Here is a 24,405-nt window from a genome sequence, read left to right as displayed (position 1 = left end):
CGGGTTTTCCCTCACCCGGTCACCCGGCGCTTCCGGAAGTCCTGAGTCCTGAAGTCCCGGAGTACCGGAGTCCTGGAACCCTGGAGCCCGCCATCTCTGCCGTCGAGACCGTCTTCCGCCTCGCCCGCCCCCGCGTTCAGCCGCCCGGAACCTCGCGTCCGGGCCCACGCGCCGCGCCGCCCTCCCGAACATGGACGCTCACCCTGCCCGGCCTGCTCCTGTCCCTCGCGCTGGGGCTGTGGGGCGTACGGCGCGGGGGCACGATGTGGCGGGACGAGGCAGTGACCTACGACATGACGCACCGCGAACTCGGCGCGCTCTGGCAGACGCTGGGCACCAACGACGCCGTCCACGGGCTCTACTACCTGACGATGAAGGCCGTGTTCGCCCTCTGCTCGGCCCCCGCCGTCTCCCCGGCCCTCGGGGACGCCGACCCGCTGCTGGTGCTGAGGCTGCCGTCGGTCCTGTCGATGGCAGCGGCGGCGGCCGGGGTCGCCCTCCTCGGCCGCCGCCTCGCCGGGGCGCGCGCCGGGCTGCTCGCCGGTGTCGTCTTCGCGCTGCTTCCGCCGGTGCAGCGCTTCGCGCAGGAAGGGCGTTCGTACGCGATGGTGTGCGCGCTCGTCGTCTGGGCGACGTACGCCCTGGCGCGCGCAGCCGGCGCGGGGCGGCGCGGGCCGTGGACCGTCTACGCGGCGCTCATGCTGACGGCGTGCCTGCTGCACGAGTTCGCCCTCCTCGCGCTGCCCGCGCACGGCCTGACCCTGCGGCGGGCGGCCCGGCGCCCGTGGATCCTGGCCGCTGCGGCCGTGGCGGCCGGGACCGCCCCGCTGGCGGTCGTGAGCCAGCGGCAGTCGGCGCAGGTGAGCTGGCTGGAAGGCTCTTCCCTCACGACGGGCAGCGCGGGCCTGATCGCGCTCGGGATCGGCTGCGCGGCGTTCCTGGCGCGCGTGCGGGAACGGCGGCAACACTCGGGGCACGGCGCGGGTGCCGGTGAACTCGCCCTGCCCGTCGGCCTGCTCGTCCTGCCCACGCTCGTCCTGCTCCTCGTCTCCCTGGTCGAGCCGCTCTACGTGGACCGCTACGTCCTGTACAGCCAGGCCGGGCTCGCGCTGCTCGTGGGTGCCGCCCTGGACCGGGCCGCGCGCGGCACCCGGCCCCGCGCTGTCGCCGTCGCCGTGACCGGCGCCGCCGTGGTGCTGACCCTGCTGCCGTTCTCCGTCCAGCTGCGGACGCCACAGAGCCGTATCGACGACACGACGGCCGTGGCGCGGGCGGTACGCGAAGCCGGGGCGCCCGGTGACGGGCTCCTGTACACGCCGCTGCGGCGCAGGGTCTGGACCCTGCCGTACGCCGGGGCCGCCGCCGGGCTGAGCGACCTGGCTCTGGCCCGCGACCCGGCGTCCTCGCACACGCTGTACGGCACCGAGGTGTCCGCGGGCGTCCTGCGCGCCCGGATGCTGCGAAGGGACCGCATCGTCGTGGCGGGCGACCCGGCCGCACCGGCAACCGGCTCGGCCGACGCCTCCGGCCTTGAGGCGGTGAAGCGGGACACCCTCGACGCGCACTTCGAGGCATGTCGCAGCTGGCATCCCCGGGGCGCCCGCGTGACCCTGTACGCCCGCCCCGGCCAGTGCTGACGACGGACGGGGCGCGGCGCGCGACCGCAAACCCCTCGCTCACTCTATTCAACTTTGACTAGACTGCCTGGCATGGCCGAGAAAACCGTTCCCATGCTGCCCTGTGTGACCGTCCAGCCGATCGTCGACTTCTATACCGCCCTCGGGTTCGAGGCGACGTTTCTCCAGAAGAGCCCGTACGCGTACGCCGTCGTCGAGCGCGGCGCCGTGGAGCTGCACTTCTTCGGGATGAAGCGGTACGACCCCGCCGAGTCGATCTCGGGGTGCTACGTCTTCACCGACGAGGTGGACACCCTGCACGCCGCCTTCCGCGCGGGGCTGAAGGCGGCGTACGGGAAGATCCCGAGCCGTGGGCTGCCGCGCATCGGGCCGGTGAAGGACATGTCGTACGGGGTGCGGCAGTTCCTGATGACGGACCCGGCGGGGAACTGCATCCGCGTGGGCCAGCAGATCAGTGAGGACCAGCGGCACCGGCCCGTCCCGAAGGAGACCTTCGCGCGGGCCCTGCACATCGCGGACCTCTTCGTCGACGCCAAGCAGGACTTGCCGGGCGCCGCGAAGGTCATCGACCATGCCCTCGGCCTGGAGGACGAACGGCCCGCCCCCGCGCAGCATCTGCGGCTGCTCGTGCTGCGCGGGGACATCGCCCAGCGGCTCGGCGACGACGCCCTCGCGGGGCGGCTGCTCGGGCAGGCCGCCGCGATCGCACTCCCGGCGGAGGAGCGGGAGTCGGCACGGGACGCGCTGGTGCGGCTTGAGGAGTTGCGGGGGTCGCGGGCGCCGCGGGGATGAGTCGCCCGGGCCGGACGTTCCGGCGGGCCGGGCGACTCGGGCGGTCAGGGGGTCGGGCGGTCAGGGGGGTCGGGCAGGCCCGCCGGGCCACGCGGCCAGTCGCGTCGGGCGGCCAGTCGCCCGCGCGGGTCAGTTCTCCTTCACCGCCACGTGCACCGTGTGCGCCGTGAGCAGGAACAGGTCGGCCCGCCGGTGCAGGCTCTCCTCGTCCTCCGGGTCGAGCAGGCGGCCGAGGGTGGCGGCGTCGTCGGGGTCGAGGCCGTCGGTGCCCGCGGTGTCCCCGTCGGCCGTGTCCTCCGCGAGCGTGTGGTAGCGCTCGAAGGTCGAGATGACGTGGGCCCGCGCCGCGTCGTCCAGCGGTGCGGGCAGGTCGAGCAGGAAGCTGCGCGTCGCCACGTGCCGCAGGCCCGCCGCCGTCAGCAGCGCGCGCCAGTCCTCGGTCGTCTCCTTCGCGCCGGGCAGCGCCGCTCGCATCCGCGCGAACCAGTCCTCGGTGGCCGCGTCCAGGCGGGCCTGGAAGCCGGGGCGGCCGACGCCGAAGTCGCGCGGCAGACTGCGCGGCGCCAGGCCGCCTTCGAGGATCGCGAGCGCCCCGCCCGGCGCGAGCCGGTCCGCGAGCGCCGCGAGCGCGGCACCCTGGTCGCCCACGTGATGCACGGAGCGGGCCGCCCAGATGAGGTCGGCGGGCGGCAACTCGCCAAGACCGTCGGGGAGTTCCGCGCGATGCGTGCCGACGCGGTCCGCGAGCCCGAGGCGGGCCGCGCGGGCCGCCGTGCGCTCCAGGAGCGCCTCCTCGGGGTCCGCCGCGATCACCCGGGACCGCGGGAACTCCTCCGCGAACAGGCAGGAGACGACGCCGGGGCCGCTGCCCGCGTCGACGATCAGGGCCGGGTCGGCGAGGTCAGGGGCGACAGGCCGGTCGGCCTCCCGACCGCCGTCCTCGGCACGCGCACCGCGCGCACCGCGCGCACCGCCCTCCTCCCGCACGTGCCGCGTCTTCCGCACCTCGCGCAGCCAGGCCGCGACCTCCCGGTACACCGGCGCCGTGACCTCCGCGTTCTGCTCCAGGACGGGCGCCATGACGGCCCAGTCGATCTCGGCACCGCCATGGTGATGGCCACCCCCGTGGCCCTGCCCGTGACCGTGCCCATGCTTGTGCCCGTCCCCCTGCCCCGCACCCGCGCCCGCTCCGTGTGCCACGTCCTCGCCGCCGTTCGCGCGCCCCGTCACCGTCATCGCCGACTCTCCTTGCCGTCCGTTCACGACTGGTCCGTCGTACGTCGTCAGCGTGCTCTTCCGCTGCGTTTCCGGCCAGCAAGCTTGCCGTTTCGGCAAATGAGGTCAGGCGGTCGGCTTGCGGAACGCGTGCAGTGTGAACCTCGGGTCGGGGCGCCGGACTTCCTGGTCCGGAAGCTCCGGGAGCCGCGCCGCGTACCGCCGTGCCAGCGGGCCGTCCGGCGGGATGCTGGTGAACCAGCCGCGCCCCAGGTCCTCGACGGTGGAGCGCGGGCTGCGGCCCTGGCCGTGGCCGACGAAGCGGGCCTCGCCCGCGCGCGCGAGGCCGTGCGCGGCCGCGTACCGCGCGACGTGCGCGGCGGCGTCCGCGGGCCGCCGGACCGGGCGGCCCGCGAGCGCCTCGTCGATGTCGCTGCCCACGTTGTGCGAGGCGGCCTTGTCCACGGTCGTGACGAGCACCCCGCCGGGCCGCAGCACCCGCGCGCACTCCCCGACGACCGCCACCGCCTCGTCGGGACCGGACAGGAGGTGCAGCAGCCACACCGCCGACACGGCGTCGAACGCGGCGTCGGGGAAGGGCAGTCGCCGGCTGTCGCCGAGCACGACGGCGCCGGGGACGCGCTCGGCCGCCATCCGCGCCATGCCGGGCGCCGCGTCCACCCCCGTCACGCGCAGCCCCGGCCGGGCGGCGAGCCGCCGGGTGACCAGGCCCGTGCCGCAGGCGACGTCGAGCAGCGAACCCGTACCGGCGGGCAGCAGCGACAGCACCGCGGCGGCCGCGGCCTCGGCCCGCGGCTCCCCTCCGCGTGACGCGTCGTACCGGACGGCTTCCTTGCCGTAGTCCAGCATCAGGCACCAGCTCCGCGCCGGGCACCCGCTCCGCGTCCGGGCCGCGCGGCCGTACCCCGCATCATTCCGCCCCGTGCCCCGCGGACAGCGTCTCGACCCGGCGGGCCAGTTCGAAGTCCAGGTCGGTGAGGGCGCCTCCCGCGCTGTGGGTGTTCACGGCCAGGGTCACCGTGTTGTAGCCGAGGGTCAGGTTGGAGTGGTGGCCGAGTTCCTCCTGGACCTGGGCGATGTGCACGACGAGGGCGGTGGCCGCGAAGTGCGAGGCGAGCCGGTAGGAGCGGGTGAGCCGCACGTCGGCGGCCGTGGCCCCGGCGTCCGCGCCGCCCGAGGCGAGCGACCAGCCGGGCAGCTCCGCGAGCCGGTCCTCGATCTCCTTCTGCGACAACGGTTCGACAGGCATGGCCGCTCTCCTTCCTGCGTATGCGGGGTGTACGGCCAGCGTGCCACAGCGGATGCCGGGCGGGGACTCGGCGGCACGCCCATTCCGGTCAGCGGCGCCCGCATTCGGCCGCGAGGTCGTCCGCGACCGCCGCGATCACCGCGCGGCCCTCCGTCACCCGCAGCCAGTCGTCCGGCAGTTCGTGGTCGCCGTGCAGCGCGCCGAGCAGGTTGCCGCAGACGGAGCCCGTGGAGTCGCTGTCGCCCGAGTGGTTCACGGCGAGCAGCAGGGCGTCCTCGACGCGGGGCGCGGCCAGGGCGGCGTAGACGCCGATGGCCAGGGCCTCCTCGGCGATCCAGCCGGCGCCGAGGTTCTCGACGCGCTCGGCGCTCGGGTCGCCCGCCGCGGCGAGGTCGACGGCGGCGGTGAGCGCGGCGGACGTCTCCTCGTGCCCGGGGTACCGGCCGAGCAGCCGCAGGGTGCGCAGGACGGCGCCCTCCAGGGAGTCGCCCTCGACGAGGTGGGCGACGACGGCGGCGAGCGCGCCCGCAGCGTAGTAGCCGGTGGGGTGGCCGTGGGTGATCTGGGCGCAGCGCGCGGCGAGTTCGAAGGCGCGGTCGGCGGGGGCGCGCGTGAGGCCGAAGGGCGCCGACCGCATCACGGTGCCGCAGCCCTTGGACTCGGGGTTGACCGGCCCGTGCGGGCCCAGCTCGGCGGCGGGGTCGGGGGCGTAGCCGTGTTCCAGCCCGCTCAGGCAGGCGTTGCCGGGGGCGCGCTGGGCGTAGAGCCACGCCTGGGAGCTGAGGTCGCCCGGCTCCACGGGCCCCGCCCCGGCGGCCCGCGGCTCGGGTCCTGGCTTCATCTGCGTGTCCAGCCAGCGCAGGTACGCCTGCCGTACGAGTTCCGGGGCCGCGCCGCCGATGCCCTTGCGGCGCTCGCGGGCGTGCGCCGTCCGCAGCGCCTCGGCGGTGAACAGGGTCATCTGGGTGTCGTCGCTGATCCGGCTGACACCCGCCGCGTCGGGCAGCGGCCCCCGCACCCCCGCGGGGCCGTGCGCGGCGCGGATGCCGTCGAGCGAGGTGAACTCGACGGCGTAGCCGAGGGCGTCACCGATCGCGCCGCCGAGCAGGCAGCCGCGCACCCGGGCGCGGTAGGCGACGGTCGCCGCCCAGCCCCCCGCCGCCGGCCGGTCCCACGGATTCGTCATGCATCACTCCTCGATTACCGTCTGGGTATGACAACTCTCGCGCCCGGCAGAGGGAACAGCAAAAGCGGCCCCCGGCACACCGCGGACCGCCGCGCCACGGGCCCCCGCGGCGCCGAGTCCGCCGAGCCGTCCGAGGTGGGCGCGCTGCTGCGGGCCTGGCGCGAGGAACGCCGCGTCAGCCAGCTCGAACTGGCGCTGCGCGCGGACTCCTCGGCACGGCACATCAGCTTCGTCGAGACGGGCCGCGCCCGGCCCAGCGAGGAGTTCGTGCTCAAGCTCGCCGAGCATCTGGACGTGCCCGTGCGCGAGCGCAACGCGCTGCTGCTCGCGGCGGGGTACGCGCCGCGCTTCCCGCAGACACCGCTCGACGACCCGTCGATGGACACGCTGCGGGCCGGTCTTGAGCAGTTGCTCCAGGGCTACGAGCCCTATCCGGCGCTGGTCGTCGACGCGACGTACCACGTGGTCGCCGCGAACCGCGGCATCGCGATGCTGCTCGACGGCCTGCCGGAAGAGCTCCTCGCCCCGCCCCTGAACGCGATGCGCGTCGTCCTGCATCCGCGGGGCCTCGCGCGGAACATCCGCAATCTCCGGGAGTGGCGCGGGCATCTGCTGCACCAGATGGAGCGGCAGATCGCCCTGCACCGGTCGGCGGAACTGCGGGCGCTGTACGAGGAGGTGGCGGCGTATCCGGTGGCGGACCCGGGCGAGGACGCGGCCGCGGACTGGCAGGTGCCGTACTTCGCGCTGCCGCTGCGGATCGAGCACGAGGGCCGGGTGCTGTCCTTCGTCTCGTCGATCTCGACGTTCAACACGCCGATGGACGTGACCGTCGCCGAGCTGGCCATCGAGACGCTGCTCCCGGCCGACCCGGCGACGGTCAAGTACCTCCAGTCGAAGGCGTAGCCGCCCGCGTACCTCCGGTCGGGGGCGGCGTCAGGGCTTGGCGTCCCGCGGGCCCGCGCCGCCCTCCCGCGTGCCGCCGTCGGGCGTGCCCTGCTCGTCCTCCTCCACGATCTCGGCCTCCACCACGCCCTCGTCGGCGCCGCCCCGCGCCCCGGCGGCGTCGTCCCCCGGCGGCGCGGTGTCCTGCGGGCCGCCGCCCTCCTGACCCGCCTGCGCGGCCGCGTACATCGCCTGCCCCATCTTCTGGCTGACGGCGGCGAGTTTCTCGGCGGCGGCCCGGATGGCGTGGGTGTCGTCGCCGTCGAGCAGCGGCCTCAACTCGGCTGCGGCGGCCTCGACTTCGGCCCTGGTGTCGGCGGGGATGCGGCCGCCCCCGCCCGGCTCGCCGTCGTCGCCGCCGTTGTCGCGCAGGAATCGCTCGGTCTGGTAGAGGAGCTGCTCGGCCTGGTTGCGGGTCTCGGCGGCCTCGCGGCGCTTGCGGTCCTCCTCCGCGTACTGCTCCGCCTCGCGGACCATGCGGTCGATGTCGTCCTTGGGCAGCGCGGAGCCGCCGGTGACGGTCATACGCTGTTCGCGGCCGGTGGCCTCGTCCTTCGCGGAGACGTGCATGATCCCGTTGGCGTCGATGTCGAAGGTGACCTCGATCTTCGGTACGCCGCGGGGCGCGGGCGGAAGCCCGGTGAGGTCGAACACGCCGAGCTTCTTGTTGTACGCGGCGATCTCCCGTTCGCCCTGGAAGACCTGGATGCCGACCGAGGGCTGGTTGTCCTCGGCGGTGGAGAAGGTCTCCGAACGACGCGTGGGGATGGTCGTGTTGCGCTCGATGAGCTTGGTCATGATGCCGCCCTTGGTCTCGATGCCGAGGGACAGCGGCGTCACGTCGAGCAGCAGCACGTCCTTCACGTCGCCGCGGATCACGCCAGCCTGGAGGGTGGCGCCGAGCGCGACCACCTCGTCCGGGTTGACGCCCTTGTGCGGGTCCTTGCCGGTGAGTTCCTTCACCAGCTCGCCGACGGCGGGCATCCGCGTCGAGCCGCCGACGAGGATGACGTGGTCGACCGCGGCGAGCTGCACGCCGGCGTCCTTGACGGCCTGGTGGAAGGGGCCCTTGCAGCGGTCGAGCAGGTCGGAGGTGAGCTCCTGGAACTGGGCCCGGGTGAGCTTCTCCGCGAGGTGCAGCGGGCCGTCGGCGGACGCGGTGACGTAGGGCAGGTTGATGTCGGTCTCGCTGGACGAGGACAGCTCGATCTTGGCCTTCTCCGCGCCCTCGCGCAGCCGCTGGAGGGCCATCTTGTCCTTGCCGAGGTCGATGCCGTGCGCGTTCTTGAACTGCCGTACGAGGTGCTCGACGATCCGTTGGTCCCAGTCGTCGCCGCCGAGCTGGGTGTCGCCGTTGGTGGCCTTGACCTCGATGACGCCGTCGCCCATCTCCAGGAGCGACACGTCGAAGGTGCCGCCGCCCAGGTCGAAGACGAGGACGGTCTGGTCGTCGCCCTTGTCGAGGCCGTACGCGAGGGCCGCGGCCGTCGGCTCGTTGATGATCCGCAGGACGTTCAGGCCCGCGATCTCACCGGCTTCCTTGGTGGCCTGGCGCTGGGTGTCGTCGAAGTACGCGGGCACGGTGATCACCGCGTCGGTGACGTCCTCGCCGAGGTAGGACTCGGCGTCCCGCTTGAGTTTCTGCAGCACACGGGCGGACAGCTCCTGCGCGGTGTAACGGGTCCCTTCGATGGTGATGCCGGACTCGCTCTCCGGGAAGCGCCAGCTCCCGTCGCCCATGTGGCGTTTGACGGAGCGTGCGGTGCGCTCCACGTTCGTGACCGCCTGGCGCTTGGCGACCTCGCCGACGAGGACGTCGCCGCTCTTGGCGAAGGCGACGACCGACGGAGTGGTGCGGGCACCCTCCGCGTTCGCGATGACGGTTGGCTCGCCGCCCTCCAGGACGGCCACCACCGAGTTCGTCGTTCCGAGATCGATCCCGACCGCACGTGCCATGTCCAACAACCCCTTCCGACGCGGTGCTACTCCACCCTCCAGCACAAAACTTGAGCGGCCTCTTGTCAATGCCGCGTGCTCGGTCTGGTGCGGGGTGCGGGGGTCGTGTACCCGGGCCGGACACGGCGAAGCCGCCGACCGGTCGCGCCGGTCGGCGGCTTCGCCGCGCTGCCGCGGGGGCGGCTCGGAGACGGGCTCTCAGGCCAGCTTGGCCGAGAGGGTGATCGTCGTGCCCGTGAGCGCCTGGCTGACCGGGCAGTTCGCCTTGGCGCCCTCGGCGGCCGCGGTGAAGGCGGCCTCGTCGATGCCCGGCACCTCGCCCTCGACGGTGAGGTGGATGCCGGTGATGCCGGTGCCCGGCTGGAAGGTCACGTCGGCGGACGTGACGAGCTTGGTGGGCGGGGTGCCGGCGCCGGTGAGGCCGTGCGAGAGCGCCATGGAGAAGCAGCTCGAGTGCGCGGCGGCGATGAGCTCCTCCGGGCTGGTCTTGCCGTTCGCCTGCTCGGCGCGGGAGGGCCAGGACACGGCCTGCTGCCCGATGCCCGAGGAGTCGAAGGTGACGGTGCCGGAGCCCTCGGTCAGGCTGCCTTCCCAGACCGTGTGTGCGGAGCGCGTGGTAGCCACGATGCCAAATCCCTTCGGTGAAGTTCCGTGGAGTCCATCCGATCACACTCCGGGTGACATCGGCGCCCCGGGCGGGCGCACGGGCCGTAAGAAGGATCACCCGGGCGGGGGCCGGACACCCCCGCCGGGCCGCCCCACGAGCAACCCGCGCCGTCACCTCTCGGTCTCTTTAACAAAGTTGACCCGGGCGGGTCGACCAGAACAGGGGGAACTGTGCGCCAACGCAGAAGAAGAGCGGGCGCGGTCACCGTCGCGACCGGGGTGGCCGTGGCGCTGGCGGCGGGCATGACCGGCCCGGCGTCGGCGGAGCCGGACGGCGCGAAGCCGGGCGGCGGGAGACCGGGAGTGGCCGCCGCGCAGCGGGGACCCGCACAGGCAGGGCCCACGCAGCGAGGGCCCGCCCGGGAAGACCCCGGGCACCGCCTCACGCTGGTCACCGGCGACCGCGTCACCGTCGACGCCAAGGGCCGCGTGAGCGGATTCGAGCCCGGCGAGGGCCGCGAGCGCATACCCGTGCGCACCCGGGCCTTCAAGGGGCACACCCTCGTGCTGCCGTACGACGCGCAGCGGCTGATCGCCGAGGGCAAGGTCGACCAGCGCCTGTTCGACGTCACGGAATTGACCCGCGAGGCGAACCGCGCCGCCCACCGGCGGGGGCTGAAGCTGATCGTCGGCTACGCGGGGGCGGCCCGCGGCGCGAGGGCGGGGGTACGGGCGGCCGGGGACACGGCGGTGCGCCGGAGCCTGCCGTCCCTGAACGCGGACGCGATCACCACCCCGAAGGAGGACGCCGCCGCGCTGTGGAAGGCGCTCACCGACCGGCGCGGGGCGCGGACCGCCGTCGCCTCGGGGGTGAGTCACCTGTGGCTGGACGGCACCCGCGAGGCGAACCTCGACAAGAGCGTGGCGCGGATCGGCGCCCCGAAGGCATGGGAGGCCGGGTACGACGGCAAGGGCGTGCGGATCGCCGTCCTTGACTCGGGCGTCGACGCCACGCACCCCGACCTGAAGGGCCAGGTCGTCGCCGAGAGGAATTTCTCCAGCGCGCCCGACGCCGAGGACCGCGTCGGCCACGGCACGCACGTGGCCTCGATCGCCGCCGGTACCGGCGCGAAGAGCGGCGCCCACAAGGGCGTCGCCCCGGGTGCCGAGCTCCTGAGCGGCAAGGTCCTCGCCGACGACGGCACCGGCGGCGACTCCGGGATCATCGCGGGCATGGAGTGGGCGGCCGCCCAGGGCGCCGACGTCGTCAACCTGAGCCTCGGCGGCGGCGACACGCCCGGCACCGATCCGCTGGAGGCGGCCGTCGACAAGCTGTCGGCCGACAAGGGCGTCCTGTTCGCCGTGTCGGCGGGCAACAGCGGTGCGGGCGGGCCCGGCACCGTCGAGTCGCCGGGCAGCGCGAAGGCCGCCCTGACCGTGGGCGCCGTCGACGACGCCGACAAGCCCGCCGAGTTCTCCAGCCGGGGCCCGCGCGCGGGCGGCGGCACCGTCAAGCCGGACGTGACGGCGCCGGGCGTGGACATCACGGCGGCGGCCGCCCCCGGCAGCGCCATCGAGAAGGAGGTCGGCCAGAACCCGGAGGGCTATCTGACGATCTCGGGCACGTCGATGGCGGCCCCGCACGCGGCGGGCGCCGCCGCGCTGCTCAAGCAGCGGCACCCGGGCTGGCAGCAGGCCGAACTCAAGGGCGCCCTGACGGCGTCCGCGAAGGGCGGCGCGTACACCCCCTTCGAGCAGGGCTCGGGCCGGATCGCCGTGGACCGCGCCATCGACCAGACCGTGGTCGCCCGGCCGACCTCGCTCGACTTCGGCGAGCAACTGTGGCCGCACACCGACGACAAGCCGGTCACCAAGAAGCTCACGTACAAGAACCTCGGCGACCGGGACGTCACGCTCGACCTGGACATCGCCGCCACCGACCCGAAGGGCCGCCCGGCACCCGACGGGTTCTTCGGCGTCGGCGAGAAGAAGGTCACCGTCCCGGCGGGCGGGACCGCCGCCGTCGGCCTCACCGCGGACACCCGGCTCGGCGGTTCGGTCAACGGCCTGTACTCCGCGTACGTCACGGCGAGCGGCGGCGGGCAGAGCGTCCGCACGGCGGCCGTCGTGGAGCGCGAGATCGAGCGGCACGAGGTGACCCTCAAGACGGTCGGCCGCGACGGGCGCCCCGCGCCGCACTACGACATGCTGCTGCAGGGCGTCACGGGCGGCGACAAGGGCGTCAACCTGGAGCCGCACAGCCCGTCCGGGACCGTCAAGGTCCGTGTGGCGAAGGGCAGTTACCTGCTCGACACGGCGCTGTACGTCGACCCCGAGAACGGCGACAAGGGCGCCGACTGGCTGGTCCGGCCGAAGCTCACCGTCGACCGGAAAACGACGGTGACGCTCGACGCCCGCAAGGCGAAGCCCGTCGACATCACCGTCCCGGACCGGACCGCGAAACTGGTGTTCATGGACGCCCGCTACACCTACGCGGGCAACGAACTGGGCGCGCTCAACATCAGCTCCTTCCGGAGCCTGCGCACCGCGCACCTGGGCCCCGCCATCCCCGACGGCCTCGGCCAGCAGTGGCTCGGCACCTGGCGCAAGGGCGCGGACGTCCGCTACGACATGCTGCTCGGCGGCAAGGTCGGCAAGCTGGCGACCGGCTACACCCGACACCTCAAGGCCGGTGACTTCGCCGCCGTGAAGGTCCGTGCGGGGGCGTCCGCGCCCGGCAAGTGGGGCGAGCTGTCCGTCGCCGGGTACCTCCCGGAGGCGGGCGGGATCTCGCCGATCCTGCCGGCGCAGAAGCTGCCGCGGACCACGACCGCGTACGTGTCCACGCTCGACGGAGCGAAGTGGGGCATGGACTGGGAGCTGTACGGAGAAGGGAACGCGGACGGAGAGCGGGTGATGGAGGGCTACTACGAGAGGGACCCGAAGACCTACCGCGCCGGCCGGAGCTACACGGAGACGTTCAACACCGGCGTCTTCGGCCCCCGTGTCGGCCCGCGCCCCGGCCCCGACATGGGTGTCTTCCGCAAGGGCGACGAACTGCTCGGTCGGATCCCGGTCGTGGCCGACGGCAAGGGGCACCCCGGCTGGACGCGGTACACCTCGGAGAGGTCGGTCCTGTACCGCGACGGCGTGAAGATCGCCGAGAAGAACGACGCGGTGACGGGCGCCGAGACCTTCAAGGTCCCGGCGGGTGACGCGGAGTACAGGCTGACGGCGTCCGTCACGCGCTCCCCGATGCTGGCGCCGGTGTCGTCGCGCGTCGACGCTAGCTGGACGTTCCGCTCCCGGCACGTGACGGAGGAGACCCGGCTGCCCGTGTCCACCGTCCGCTTCGGCCCGAGGCTCGGCCTGGACAGCCGGGCCCCGGCGGGCGCGGAACAGTCCGTGCCGGTCACCGTCGAGGGCCACGCGGCCGGAGCGAACCTCAAGTCCCTGCGCGCGTACGCGAGTTACGACGACGGCCGCACCTGGAAGGAGCTGACGGTCGAGGGCGGCCGGGCCGAGGTGAAGAACCCGGCGCGCGGCAAGGGCGTCTCCTTCCGCGCCGAGGTCACCGACAAGCAGGGGAACAGGGCGACCCTGAGGATTCTGCGCGCCTACCTCGGCGGGTAGGCGGTCCGGTGGTCGGCCCGGCGGGCGACGTCGTGGACGGCAAGTAGACAGCCTCCGTTTCCCGCCAACCGCGCGGCCCCCTCGCTGTGTTCGAGGGGGCCGCGCTGGTGCCCGGGGCCGATACGAACAGTGGGGCGGCAATGCCCCTGGCCACAGGGGCCGTTGGGGCGGCCGGGCACGCTCGTGGCGCGGCTTCTATGGCCGGAATGGCAACTGGGCAAGACCCTCCCGCGGTGACACTTTTAGGCCCCCTCGACCGCGCGGCTCTCAGCCACGCGACGGGGAGATCACCCAGGGGGTAAGGCCATGCGCATGATCTACGTGGACCGCGGCCCGTCTCCGGCGGAGCCGGAGAAGCCCGGCGCGGCCGGTGAGCGGGACTCGACGTTCGGCTGGTGGGGGGCGTTCAGCGTCGAGAACTTCGCCGACGCGTCGCCGCTGCGCTACACGCACGAGGACGCCACCGGCTGGCTGGAGTATCCGCAGAAGTTCTACGACCGCAATTTCTGGTTCGCCGACGGCGGCGTCCAGGTGTGGGCGTACGAGGAGACGTTCGACAACTGGCAGGACCGCTACGGCATGGACGCCGTCTGCGCCGTGTACCACTCGGGGCACGGCAACATGGACGGCAACGGCGTCTTCGAGGCGTGCCTCGGCGCGGCCTGGGACGGCCGCACCCGCGCCTATTCCAACCGGATGGCGCTCGGCAACGAGAAGGCGAAGTACGTCTTCTGGTCGACGTGCTTCTCGCTGCGGGTCCTCGGCGGGCACTCGCCGATCCGCACCTGGTCCGGGCCCAACCTCGGCTTCCGCATGCTCTTCGGCTTCGAGACGACCAGCATCGACCACCCGGACTACGGCCGGAAGTTCTGGGACAAGTGGCTGGCCGGGCAGACGTACTCCGAAGCCTGGCTGAACGCGAGCTGGGACATCTGGAAGAACCAGGCCCCGTCGGTGTGCGCGGTCGGCGCCACCCAGGCCGAGGCCGTGAACCGGCTCAACACCGAGCGGAACTTCTTCCGCGACGCCGTGCCGGACAACTGGTACGCGTGGCGCTGGTACAACGCGCGCGCGTCGCTCACCGAGCAGCTCACCGCGCTGCCGCAGGGCACGCAGACCGTCCAGCTCGCGCCGCGCGACCCGAGCGCCGAGCTGACCCAGGCGGGCCGCATCGCGTCCTTCCCGTCCGCCGCCCTCGAAGAGGTCCAGGTCGACCGGCGGGGCGTGCTCAGCGCGGCCTCCGGCGACCGCACCGTCTCCACCGGTCCGCGCGCGGTCCGCTGGGTGCGCCTCGCCGAGCCCAACCCGCGCAACACCACGCAGCTGCCCACCGAGCGGGCCGTCGAGCTGGCGCGCGCCTTCGCCGAGCAGCACGCCGACGGCGCCGAGCTGGTCGTCGACAGCGTGCACGACCTGATGCAGAACTCCGGCACCAAGGACGGTTCGGAGATCGGCGCCCCCATGTCCCTCCAGACGCACGTCACGTTCCGGCAGGCGTTCGACGGCGTACCCGTCATCACCCCGGACCGCGGCGTGATCCGGGTCGGTCTCGACAACGACGGCACGGTCGTGCAGGCGCAGCTGTCCACCCGGCAGGCGACGAGCGCGCGGCGCGAGCCGAGCAGCCAGGTCGCGCCGCCGACGGCCGAGGGCTCGCGGGCGCCGCAGCCCGCGCCCCGCGACCCGAACGAGGCACTCGCCGCCGCGCAGGAGCACCTGCTCGCCGAACTGGCGGTCCGCGCCGCGGGCGACGGCGCCGACTACCCGTCGGCGGTGTCGCGGGAGCAGCAACCCGAGGTCAGGGACGTTCCTGGCACATTCCAGGTGGGCTACGAGGTGGAGGGCAACGAGGCGTACCCGGCCGCCCGCAAGCTGATCGAGATCGGGCCCGAGGACGGCTTCAGGACCCAGCGCTGGGTGACGGCTCCGCTCGCCCGGTGACGCGCCCTTCCTGACCGGCCCGCGTTGACCGGCCCGCTCAGGAGGAGGAGACCTGGTTGGCGGCCCGCTGCTTGCGGGCCGCCATCCACGCGTACACGAGGACACCCGCGAAGAGGAACAGCACGCCCTGGTAGACGGCCGCGTACCCGGCCCCGGCGACCAGCCACATCGAGAAGCCGAACGCGAGCCCGGCGAGCACGGCGTCCCGCACCAGACGGCGGCGGTCGACGCGCTCGCGCTGCCCGGAGGCGAGGAAGTAGAGCTGCGCGGCGGTCGCCAGGAGATACGGCACGGTGGCCGTGAACGTCGTGACGAGCACGAGGACTTCGAAGACGCCCGACGGACCGGCGGTGTAGTTGTAGACGGTGAGCAGCGAGGCGAGGACGACGGTGACGAGGACACCGACGACCGGCACGCCGCGCCGCTTCTTGGCGAACGCGGCCGGGAAGAGACCGTCGCGCGCGGCGGCGTACGGGGTCTGGGCGCTCAGCAGCGTCCAGCCGTTGAGCGCGCCCACCATGGAGACGAGGGCGGCGAGCGCGACGGCGGTGCCGCCCCAGGAGCCGCCGAACATCACGTCGACGGCGTCGGAGAACGGCGCGGTGGAGGCGACGAGCTTGTCGTGGGCGACGGTGCCGAACACGGCGAGGGTGCCGAGGAGGTAGACGAGGGCGGCGCCGAGGGTGCCGAGAACGGTGGCGCGTCCGACGTTGCGCCGCGGATCGCGCACCTCGCCGGCGCTGACGGCGGCGGACTCCACGCCCAGGTAGGAGAAGAGCAGGATCGCGGCGGACGCGGACACGGCGCCGACCGGGCCCTCGTCGCTCGCCTGGAACGGGCCGAGGTTGGCGCTGTCGAAGAAGAAGAGGCCGCCGACGGCGACGAGCAGCAGCGGCAGGAACTTCAGGACGGTGGCGACGAGTTGCACGGCGCCGACGTAGCGGGTCCCGGCGAAGTTGGCGAGCGCGGGCGGCACTTGCAGGGCGAGGGCGGCGAGGCAGGCCGTCCACCGGTGGTCCGCCACCGGTATGAGGACGTCGAGGTAGCCGACGGCGGCGACGGCGAGCGCCGCGTTCGACACCCAGGTGGTGATCCAGTACGACCAGGCGGCGAGGAATCCCGCGAAGTCGCCGAACGCCTCTCGGGCGTACACGTACGGGCCGCCGGTGCGCGGGTCGCGCCGCGCGAGCCGCCCGAAGACCAGCGCGAGCGCGATGGCGCCCGCCGTCAGGACGGCGAACGCGACGAGACTGATGGTGCCGAACGGCGCGACCGAGGCGGGCAGCAGGAAGATGCCGCCGCCGATGATGTTGCCCATCACCAGACAGGTGGCGACGGGGAGCCCGAAGCGGCGCGCGTGCTTGCCGTCGTCGTGCCGCGCCGGCTGCTCGGAGAGGCGTTCCTCCTGCTGGAGGGACGGACGTTCCTCCTGGTGGGGGGCCGGAGCCGACGGGGAAACGGTTCCGGTGTCGTGCATGGGGTGGTGCGCCTCTCGTTGTGCCGTGCGCCCGGGATCGCCGGGGGCGAGCCCATGGTCGGGCACGGCGGGCGCCGCGCAAAATCAGTGTGTTTTGTCCTGTACGGCGTGGTCGGCGACCGAAAAAGCTGTGGAGGAGCCGGTGTCCGGGCGGCGATCGTCCACGGACGCGGCCGGGTCCGTGGCCGGGCCCACCAGCGGCGACCGCCCGCGCTCCTCGTCCCGCCAGCGGCGCAGTACGGCGCCCACGGCCTCCGCCCCGACGAGTTCGCCGCCGTCCTCGACGGCCGGGGACAGCGCGAGCGGGGCGAGCAGGAACGGGCGGGACTGGGCGCCGCCGAGCCCGCCGTGGGAGCCGATCTGCTCCTCGAAGGCGAGGACTTCGCCGTCCTGCGGGTCGTACCAGGAGTTGACCATGATGTCGGCGGTGTGCGGGAAGGAGTCGGTGCGCCGCACGGCGTCGGCGGCGCCGGGCCCGAAGTCGGCGAGCGGACCGAGGCTTTCGGGGTCTTCGGGGTCTTCGAGCTCGTCGAGCCGGACCTCCGCCCCGCGCGCCCCGAGCACGAGCGGCCCGTGCTCCTCGCTGCGGACCAGCACGAAGCCGATGCCCGGGTGGTTGGCGAGGGTCGGCAGGAGCGCCGGGTGGCGGCGGTCGATCTCCTCGCGGGTCATGCGGTGCGGCACGTCGGGGAAGGAGACGAGCCCGAGGTTGCCGGAGGCCAGGACGATCGGCTCGGCGACGCGGCGCGGGTGGTGCTCGCCCGCGCCCTCCTCCACGGGCCTGCGCAGCGCGGCTCGCACGGCGGAGCGGGCCTCGGCGCCGCTGTGCGTGCGGCGGGCCCTGCGCGGCACGGGCAGTCCGCAGCCGGCCCGGACGAGGTCGGCGAGGGTGAGGCCGTAGCGGGCGCGGAAGGTCTCGCCCGGGCTCTGGCCGTGGTCGGAGAGCAGCACGATGCGGTACGGCCGGGGGGCGTGATCGGCGACCTGGGCGACGAGGGCGAGCGAGCGGTCCAGGCGGCGCAGGACCTTCTCGGCGTCGCTGCCGGTGGGTCCGGAGTGGTGGGCGACTTCGTCGTACGCGACGAGGTCGGCGTAGACGGCGGCGCGCCCGGCGAGCATGTCGCCGATGACGGCGGCGACCACGACATCGCGCTCCACGACGGTCGCGAAGGCGCGGATGAACGGATAGAGCCCGCCGCGGCTCACCCGCGGGCGGCGTCTGCACAGCCGGGCGCGGGTCGACTCGCCGATCTCGCGGCCGACCTCGGCGATGAAGGAGAGGGCGGTGCGGACGGCGTTGGCGGGGTCGGAGAAATAGGCGAAGTAGCCGGCGCGGGAGCGGTTCTCCTTGCCGCGCCTGGCCGCCATCGACAGGACGAGAGCGAGCTGGTCCGCTCCCCCGCTGAACAGGTTGCCGCGGCTCGCGCCGTCGTCGGCGAGCAGACCCGGGTGCCCGGTGCGGGCGACGGCACGGCGCTGCAGCTCCCCCGCCGACGCGGGCCGGTTGGACACCATGACCTCGCCGGAGTCCTTCTCGTACCAGCGGAAGGCGGGGACGTCGAAGTTGCTGCCGTGCAGGATGGCGAGCTGGCTGGCGCCGGTCTGGCTCGACCAGTCGGTACGCCACGGGACGAGGCGGTGCGTGGGGGGTGCGGGCGGTGTCTCCTTGCCCTCGCCCTCCGCGGCCTCGCCGAGCCAGCGGGCGACGGTCGGCATGAGCCCCTTGCGGACGGCGTCCCTCAGTACGTCATGGCCCACGCCGTCGAGTTGGAGGAACAGGATCCCCGGGGTGCTCGGGCTCTGCGCGCCGGCGGCGCGGCGGCGACGGCGGTCGGCCAGGCGGTAGAGGCGGCGGCGGTAGGCGTCGTCGTCGCGGACGGCCAGGGCGCCGCCGGTGGCGGAGGCGACGGCGGACATCACGGCGGCGACGACCACGGCGGTCTCCGCGTTGGCGTCGCCGCGGCCGTCGGGGATGAGGCGCAGGGCGAGCAGCAGCAGTGACCCGTTGAGGAAGAAGTTGAGCAGGCCGAGGACCAGGGCCGGTACCAGGAGCAGCGCCCGCACGAGCAGGGGCCACACCAGGGCCGACAGCAGGCCGAAGGCCCCCGCTCCCAGGGCGGCGGTGATCGCGATGCGGGTGGCGCTGTCGCCGTCGTCCGACTGGAGCTTGAAGTCCGGCAGGATGCCGGCGAGGGCCAGCATCGTGAGCGTGCTCACCCCCCACACGGCGATGACGCGCCACAGTGCGCGACCCAGTCTTCGCCATCGCCCGTCGCGCACCGCGTCCGCCCACCTCACGTGCTGGTTCTCTGCCCCCAGCGTGTCACAGGCCGTGGGCCTTCAGCGGGCGCCCCTGGCCGACCGGGGGGGGACCAGGCCCTGTCTCCCCGAGCAAGACCGGAGAGGCAGGGAAGGGGGAAAGGAAGGTGTTCAGGCGGTCTTGATCGCTCCGCCGTCGATGACGTGGTCGGCGCCGGTGGTCGCGGCGGCGAGCGGCGAAGCGAGGTATGCGACGAGGGTCGCGACCTCGTCCGGTTCGACGAGCCGGTCGATGAGCATGCCCATCGCCGTAGGCAGACCGGCCAGGAGGTCGGCTTGCGGGATGCCCATGGACGCGGCCAGCTCAGCGCCGTAGCCGGTCGGGCTCTCCCACATGTCGGTGCGGACCGGACCGGGCGAGACGGTGTTTACTCGCACCCCCTTCGGGCCGAACTCGTGGACGAGGGCCTTGCTGAACGCGGTCAGTGCGGCCTTGGCCGTCGTGTAGGCGATGGGGCCGCCGTGCGGGACGCGGGCGCCTATGGAGGACACGTTGACGATCGCGCCGCGAGCGGCCAGCAGGGCGGGCATGGCCGCGCGGGTGACACGGATGGTCGCGAAGAAGTTCAGGTCCACCACCTGCGCCCACTGCGCGTCCGTCAGGTCGAGGAAGCCGCCGCTCAGACCGCCGTCACCACCGCCGATGTTGTTGACCAGGATGTCGATGCCGCCCAACTCGGCCATGGCCTGGGTGACGAGGCGCTCGGCTCCGGCGGGATCGGACAGGTCCACCGCTACCGGCGTCACGCCGGCCGCCTCCAGTTCCGGGGTGGGAGTGCGGGCTGCCGCGATGACCCGGACGCCCTCGGCGGTCAGGGCCCGGACGACGGCCAGCCCGATGCCGCGGCTTGCGCCCGTGACCAGGGCGGTCTTGCCGTTCAGTCGCAGATCCATGGTGTCCCTCCACAAGTAACAGCATCTTGCATGTCGCACAGAACGTAGAACATGCAACACCGATGTTGCAACTTGCTGTCGAGTCGACACATGGACGTACCATCGTCGGGCCGTCCGCCGAACCAGAAGGGCTCGTACTCCCATGGCGCTGCCTGCCTCCGCCAAACCGCTCCGCGCCGACGCCGAGCGAACGGTCCGCGCGATCCTCGAAGCCGCAGAGCGGGTACTGTCCACGAACCCGGCGGCGCCGATGGAGCAGATCGCCGAGGCCGCCGGAGTCGCCCGGACCACCGTGCACCGGCGGTTCGCCTCACGGGAATCCCTGATCGCAGCACTGGCCGCATGGGCAACACAGCGGTTCCACGACGCCGTCGAAGCTGCCCGGCCGGACACCGCCCCGCCTGCCGTCGCGCTCTACCAGGTCACCGCGAACGTGCTGCACGTGAAGATCGGATGGGGCTTTGCCATGGGCGCCCTCCCCACCGACGCGCCCGAGGTCGCGCGCGTGCACGCCGCGGTGCTGGCCCAGTGCGAGCGGCTGTTCACCCGGCTTCGCGACGCTGGTCTGCTGCGGCCCGACACCGATCTGGACTGGGCGCGGCGCGTGTACTACGCGCTCATCCACGAGGCAGCGGCCGAAGCGCCGGACACGGACGCCGCCGTGGACACCCTCGCCACGCGAGTGGTCGACACCCTGCTGCACGGCATCGGCACGTCGGCCACCCCCTGATGCCTGCCGGACAGCGTTGCGGCCGACAGGGGAGGTCGCCGCGGAGCGGCGGGGGAGGTCGCACGGTGAGCACCACCGGGTTCACCGGCCCGCCCCCTGGCGGGGAGTACTCCGGGGTCCCACGGTCACGGGCGGGCGGGAAACCGCCGCGGAGCGGCGGAGAGGGGCCGTTCAAGGCGCCCCCGCCAGAATCAGCAACCGTCGTACCCAGCCGTAGGCATCGACAGCCGCCGGTGGACGTGGGCCTTCATGCGGGAGTCGTACGCGGGCTCCGCGAAGCCCGCGGTCTCGATGCGCACCCCGCGCCGCTCGCACTCGGCGGTGAACTCGTCGGCGGAGCGCAGCGCCCGCTCCAGGACGCGTCGGCACGGCACCACGAAGAGGTCGACGAGCCCGGCGTCCACGTCGTTCCAGAGGACGGCGTGGTCGGCGCGCAGGCCGCGTACGACCAGCTCCCGCGTCACCACGTACCCCTGCGCGGCCGCCCACCGCGCGCACATGGCGTGCTGGCTGCGCGAGTCCACCAGGAAGGGATCGGCGTCCAGTTCCTCGAGCGGCGTCAGGCTCGCGATGGCCGCGACCCGCACCGCTCGCGCGGCCCCCCCGGCGTCTCCCATGGCGTCCCCCTCACCTCGGCCGTCAGCCGTCGACACTACTCCTGGCCGTAGGCTCGGAGACAGTCACACGAAGGAGGAACGGGTGCGGGCGGACGTCACGGTCACCTGGTGGGGTCATGCCACGTGCACGGTCGAGGACTCGGGCGTCCGTGTGCTGACCGACCCGCTCTTCGCGCGCCGCCTCGCGCACCTGCGCCGCCGCCGGGGCGCGCTGCCGCCCCCGCAGGCCGCGCTCGCCGACGTCGTCCTGCTTTCGCACCTGCACGCCGACCATCTGCACGTCCCCTCCCTGGCCCGCCTCGCCCCCGGCACCCGCGTCCTGGTCCCGCGCGGCGCCCCCCGCTCGGTGCCGGGCCTGCGCAGGCTGTCGCACCTGCGGTTCACGGAGGTCGCGCCGGGCGACGAGGTGCCGGTGGGCGACGGCAACGGCGACGGCAGCGACGTGGTCGTACGCGTCGTACCGGCCCTGCACGACGGCCGCCGCCTGCCGCTCGGCCCGCACCGCTCCCCCGCGCTCGGCTATGTCGTCGAGGGCCGGGCCCGTACGTACTTCGCCGGGGACACCGGTCTTTTCGACACGATGGCCGACGAGGTCGGCCCCGTCGACGTGGCGCTGCTTCCCGTCGGCGGCTGGGGCCCCTACCTCGGCCACGGCCACCTCGACCCGGCACGCGCCGCCGAGGCCCTCGCCCGGATCGCGCCGCGCAGCGCGGTGCCGGTGCACTACGGAACGTACTGGCCGATCGGCATGGACGCGGTGCGGCCGCACGAATTCCACGGGCCGGGCGAGGAGTTCGTACGGCAGGCCGCCCGCCGCGCCCCGGACGTCGCCGTGCACCGGCTCGGGCACGGCGAGTCCGTGCGGCCGGAGGTCACCCGATGATCCTCGCCGCCGCGGCGACGGTGACGCCGGACTCCACCCAGCAGGCGGTCGGCTACCCGTCGCTGTTCCTGCTCGTGGTGCTCGGCGCCCTGGTGCCGGTGGTGCCGACGGGCGCGCTGGTGAGCTCGGCGGCGGTGGTGGCCTTCCACCAGACCGACACGTCACCGTTCGCGCTGCTCATCGTGTTCGGCGTGGCCTCGTTCGCCGCGTTCGTGGGCGACATGGGTCTTTACTGGCTGGGGCGGCGCGGCATGCGCTCCAAGAACGGCTCGCGCTGGCTGGAGGCCATCCGCGACCGCGCCCCGGAGGAGCGGCTGCGGCGGGCCCGGGACAAGCTCGACGACCACGGCGTCCTCGTCCTCGTGCTGTCCCGCCTCGTCCCGGCGGGCCGCATCCCGGTCATGCTGGCCTGCCTCCTCGCGAAGATGCCCGTACGCCGCTTCGCCCGCGGCAACCTCCCCGCCTGCCTGGCCTGGGCGGTGACGTACCAACTCATCGGCATCCTCGGCGGCTCCCTCTTCAAGGAGCCCTGGCAGGGCGTCGCGCTGGCGGTAGGCCTGACGGTAGTCATCAGCGCGGCCCCAACGATCTGGCGACGCCTACGGAGAACCCGTTCCACCCCGTCCGGCACCTGAAGGCGGAGGGCGAGGCAGTTCAGCCCGTCCGGCACCTGAAAGCCGAGGGCGAGATAGTTCAGCCCGTCCGGCACCTGAAGGCCGAGGGCGAGATAGTTCAGCCCGTCCGGCGTTTGAGGACGAGCGCGCAGCGCGACAAGAACCTCAGCCCCCGAGCACCCGGGACCCACCCACCGGCAGATCCCACAAATCCCCCCGCGAAAGCCCGGCCCGAGCCCAAGCGTCCCGCACCCGCGTCAGCGGCTGAAGCACCGGCTCCGCCGAAAGCAGAAACGTCCCCCAGTGCATGGGGGCCATCCGCCGCGCCCCCACATCGACCGCGGCCCGAACAGCCTCCTCCGGATCACAGTGAACGTCCCGCAGCCACCACCGCGGCTCGTACGCCCCGATGGGCAGCAGCGCGAGGTCGATCCCGGGGTACCGCTCCCCGATCCGCGAGAACCAGTGCCCGTACCCCGTGTCCCCGGCGAAGTACACCCGCTGACCGGCGCCGTCGGTCAGCACCCATCCGCCCCACAGCGAACGGCACGTGTCCCGCAGCCCCCGCTTGGACCAGTGGTGCGCGGGCACGAAGTCGAAGCGGATGCCGCCGAGTTCGGCGCCCTCCCACCAGTCGAGCTCGACGACACGGGTGAAGCGGCGGCGCGTGAACCACCGGCCGAGGCCCGCGGGGACGAGGACGGGGGTGTCGCGCGGCAGCCTCCTGATGGTGGGCGCGTCCAGGTGGTCGTAGTGGTTGTGGCTGATGACCACCGCGTCGACGCGCGGCAGCGCGCTCCAGGCCACGCCGACGGGCGTGACGCGGGCCGGGGTGCCGAGGATCTTCCGGGACCAGACGGGGTCGGTGAGGACGGTGAGCCCGCCGACGCGCAGGACCCAACTGGCGTGCCCCGCCCAGGTCACGGCGACCGTACGGGAGTCGACGCGCGGCAGCGGCCCCGGCTCGTACGGCAGCCGCGGGATGTCGGCGAGTCCTTCGGGGCGGGGCCGCAGCGCGCCCTCGCGGGCGAACCGGGCGAAGGCCCTGAGGCCGGGCAGCGGCGCGGTCAGCCGGTCGGCGAAGGATCTCGGCCACAGCCGGACGGTGCCGAAGGTGCGGGGCGCGGGCAGGGAGGTGCCGGTCCTGCCGGTCAGGGTGCCCCGGACGGCCGGGGCCGGGGAGTGCGGCGCCGCCGCCCCCGGGGCGCCGCCCCCTCCGGACGCCCTGTCCGCCCTGCCTGCCTTGTCCGCCCTGTTCTGGGTTTCCTGCGTCTGCTGCGCCTGCTCTCTGTCCCGTGGCTGCGGCTGTGTCTGCTGCGTCACCGAGGAGGCTCCCATCGCTGTGCTTCTGCGCGGAGATCGTCGAAGGCCGATCCGAACAAGGTCAACGCCCGTTCCACGTGCGGCAATTCCAGCGGATCAGCGGCGGCGAGGGCGGCCAGCCGCTCCTGCGGCTCCCCAGCCGCTCCTGCGGCTCCGAGCCGAGGAACGACCCGGTGGACAGGCGGACGCGCAGCGCCGCGATGTCGTCGCCGAAGCGGTGGCCCCCGGGGGCGGGCATGCCGAGGTGCTCCTGGAGGAAGTCCTCCAGTTCCTGCGCGTCACCGGCGCCGCGCGCGCCGAGCGCGGCCCGCAGCGGGCCGAGGTCCGCGTACAGGTGACGGCCCGCCCGCGGGGGCGGCACGAAGCC

Annotated in this window: 19 protein-coding genes and 1 pseudogene; 8 read left to right on the top strand and 12 right to left on the bottom strand. The window is 73.7% G+C overall.

What is annotated here, in order from left to right:
• Nucleotides 1-281 precede the first annotated feature (281 nt).
• Both STRAU_RS36105 and STRAU_RS36100 read left to right on the top strand, forming a co-directional pair.
• A complete protein-coding gene (locus STRAU_RS36105) occupies nucleotides 282-1,637 on the top strand; it encodes a glycosyltransferase family 39 protein (RefSeq protein ID WP_259300087.1) in 1,356 nt (451 codons plus the stop codon).
• Between the two features lie 72 nt (nucleotides 1,638-1,709).
• Nucleotides 1,710-2,429, top strand: a complete 720-nt coding sequence (locus tag STRAU_RS36100) for a bleomycin resistance protein (protein ID WP_016645339.1) — start codon at nucleotides 1,710-1,712, stop codon at nucleotides 2,427-2,429.
• Nucleotides 2,430-2,558: 129 nt separating this feature from the next.
• On the opposite strand, the gene STRAU_RS36095 is transcribed toward STRAU_RS36100, so the two are convergent.
• From STRAU_RS36095 to STRAU_RS36080, 4 genes are all read right to left on the bottom strand, one after another.
• Complete coding sequence (locus STRAU_RS36095; protein ID WP_078621725.1) at nucleotides 2,559-3,665, bottom strand: class I SAM-dependent methyltransferase; 1,107 nt, start codon at nucleotides 3,663-3,665, stop codon at nucleotides 2,559-2,561.
• Between the two features lie 105 nt (nucleotides 3,666-3,770).
• The gene (locus STRAU_RS36090) at nucleotides 3,771-4,514 is read right to left on the bottom strand and encodes a class I SAM-dependent methyltransferase (protein ID WP_016645337.1); all 744 of its coding nucleotides are present in this window, start codon (nucleotides 4,512-4,514) and stop codon (nucleotides 3,771-3,773) included.
• Nucleotides 4,515-4,575: 61 nt separating this feature from the next.
• The gene (locus STRAU_RS36085) at nucleotides 4,576-4,914 is read right to left on the bottom strand and encodes a 4a-hydroxytetrahydrobiopterin dehydratase (protein ID WP_016645336.1); all 339 of its coding nucleotides are present in this window, start codon (nucleotides 4,912-4,914) and stop codon (nucleotides 4,576-4,578) included.
• 88 nt (nucleotides 4,915-5,002) lie between these two features.
• Nucleotides 5,003-6,100: an ADP-ribosylglycohydrolase family protein gene (locus tag STRAU_RS36080; RefSeq protein ID WP_016645334.1), complete on the bottom strand. Its 1,098-nt coding sequence runs from the start codon at nucleotides 6,098-6,100 to the stop codon at nucleotides 5,003-5,005.
• Nucleotides 6,101-6,127: 27 nt separating this feature from the next.
• On the opposite strand from STRAU_RS36080, the gene STRAU_RS36075 reads away from it, so the two are divergent.
• Nucleotides 6,128-7,006 (top strand): helix-turn-helix domain-containing protein, encoded by an 879-nt coding sequence (locus STRAU_RS36075; RefSeq protein ID WP_016645335.1) that lies wholly within the window; start codon nucleotides 6,128-6,130, stop codon nucleotides 7,004-7,006.
• Nucleotides 7,007-7,036: 30 nt separating this feature from the next.
• Here the strand turns inward: STRAU_RS36075 and dnaK are convergent, their stop codons facing one another.
• A complete protein-coding gene (gene dnaK / locus STRAU_RS36070) occupies nucleotides 7,037-9,001 on the bottom strand; it encodes a molecular chaperone DnaK (protein ID WP_037664199.1) in 1,965 nt (654 codons plus the stop codon).
• Between the two features lie 198 nt (nucleotides 9,002-9,199).
• Entirely contained in the window at nucleotides 9,200-9,625 is a 426-nt protein-coding gene (locus STRAU_RS36065) for an OsmC family peroxiredoxin (protein ID WP_016645332.1), read from the bottom strand.
• A gap of 213 nt (nucleotides 9,626-9,838) precedes the next feature.
• Between STRAU_RS36065 and STRAU_RS36060 the strand changes: the two genes are divergently transcribed.
• Nucleotides 9,839-13,240, top strand: a complete 3,402-nt coding sequence (locus STRAU_RS36060; RefSeq protein ID WP_016645331.1) for a S8 family peptidase — start codon at nucleotides 9,839-9,841, stop codon at nucleotides 13,238-13,240.
• 306 nt (nucleotides 13,241-13,546) lie between these two features.
• On the top strand, nucleotides 13,547-15,181 hold the full coding sequence (locus tag STRAU_RS36055; protein ID WP_016645330.1) for a DUF6345 domain-containing protein: 1,635 nt from the start codon (nucleotides 13,547-13,549) through the stop codon (nucleotides 15,179-15,181).
• Between the two features lie 37 nt (nucleotides 15,182-15,218).
• Here STRAU_RS36055 and STRAU_RS36050 read toward each other — a convergent pair whose 3' ends face one another.
• The 3 genes from STRAU_RS36050 to STRAU_RS36040 form a co-directional block, all read right to left on the bottom strand.
• Nucleotides 15,219-16,658 (bottom strand): amino acid permease, encoded by a 1,440-nt coding sequence (locus tag STRAU_RS36050; protein ID WP_016645329.1) that lies wholly within the window; start codon nucleotides 16,656-16,658, stop codon nucleotides 15,219-15,221.
• 84 nt (nucleotides 16,659-16,742) lie between these two features.
• Nucleotides 16,743-18,938, bottom strand: coding sequence for a phage holin family protein (locus STRAU_RS36045; protein ID WP_078621724.1), 2,196 nt, complete (start codon nucleotides 18,936-18,938; stop codon nucleotides 16,743-16,745).
• Nucleotides 18,939-19,088: 150 nt separating this feature from the next.
• On the bottom strand, nucleotides 19,089-19,871 hold the full coding sequence (locus STRAU_RS36040) for an oxidoreductase (RefSeq protein ID WP_016645327.1): 783 nt from the start codon (nucleotides 19,869-19,871) through the stop codon (nucleotides 19,089-19,091).
• Nucleotides 19,872-20,013: 142 nt separating this feature from the next.
• Here STRAU_RS36040 and STRAU_RS36035 point away from each other — a divergent pair, with 142 nt between their 5' ends.
• Nucleotides 20,014-20,601: a TetR/AcrR family transcriptional regulator gene (locus STRAU_RS36035; protein WP_016645326.1), complete on the top strand. Its 588-nt coding sequence runs from the start codon at nucleotides 20,014-20,016 to the stop codon at nucleotides 20,599-20,601.
• A 191-nt stretch (nucleotides 20,602-20,792) separates the two neighbouring features.
• Here the strand turns inward: STRAU_RS36035 and STRAU_RS36030 are convergent, their stop codons facing one another.
• Complete coding sequence (locus STRAU_RS36030) at nucleotides 20,793-21,218, bottom strand: hypothetical protein (protein WP_037664197.1); 426 nt, start codon at nucleotides 21,216-21,218, stop codon at nucleotides 20,793-20,795.
• A gap of 82 nt (nucleotides 21,219-21,300) precedes the next feature.
• On the opposite strand from STRAU_RS36030, the gene STRAU_RS36025 reads away from it, so the two are divergent.
• Both STRAU_RS36025 and STRAU_RS36020 read left to right on the top strand, forming a co-directional pair.
• A complete protein-coding gene (locus tag STRAU_RS36025) occupies nucleotides 21,301-22,101 on the top strand; it encodes an MBL fold metallo-hydrolase (RefSeq protein ID WP_016645325.1) in 801 nt (266 codons plus the stop codon).
• On the top strand, nucleotides 22,098-22,736 hold the full coding sequence (locus STRAU_RS36020) for a DedA family protein (RefSeq protein ID WP_016645323.1): 639 nt from the start codon (nucleotides 22,098-22,100) through the stop codon (nucleotides 22,734-22,736). The genes STRAU_RS36025 and STRAU_RS36020 overlap by 4 nt, the downstream gene beginning before the upstream one ends.
• Nucleotides 22,737-22,880: 144 nt before the next feature.
• Here the strand turns inward: STRAU_RS36020 and STRAU_RS36015 are convergent, their stop codons facing one another.
• Nucleotides 22,881-24,053 (bottom strand): MBL fold metallo-hydrolase, encoded by a 1,173-nt coding sequence (locus STRAU_RS36015; RefSeq protein ID WP_016645322.1) that lies wholly within the window; start codon nucleotides 24,051-24,053, stop codon nucleotides 22,881-22,883.
• Nucleotides 24,035-24,405: pseudogene (locus STRAU_RS36010) on the bottom strand (pyridoxal phosphate-dependent aminotransferase); the annotation flags it as partial. The gene STRAU_RS36015 and the pseudogene STRAU_RS36010, both read right to left, overlap by 19 nt.

Origin of the sequence: Streptomyces aurantiacus JA 4570 (genome assembly GCF_000414115.1) — a bacterium.
Classification (GTDB): domain Bacteria; phylum Actinomycetota; class Actinomycetes; order Streptomycetales; family Streptomycetaceae; genus Streptomyces; species Streptomyces aurantiacus_A.
This window is presented reverse-complemented; position numbering and strand designations above follow the sequence as displayed.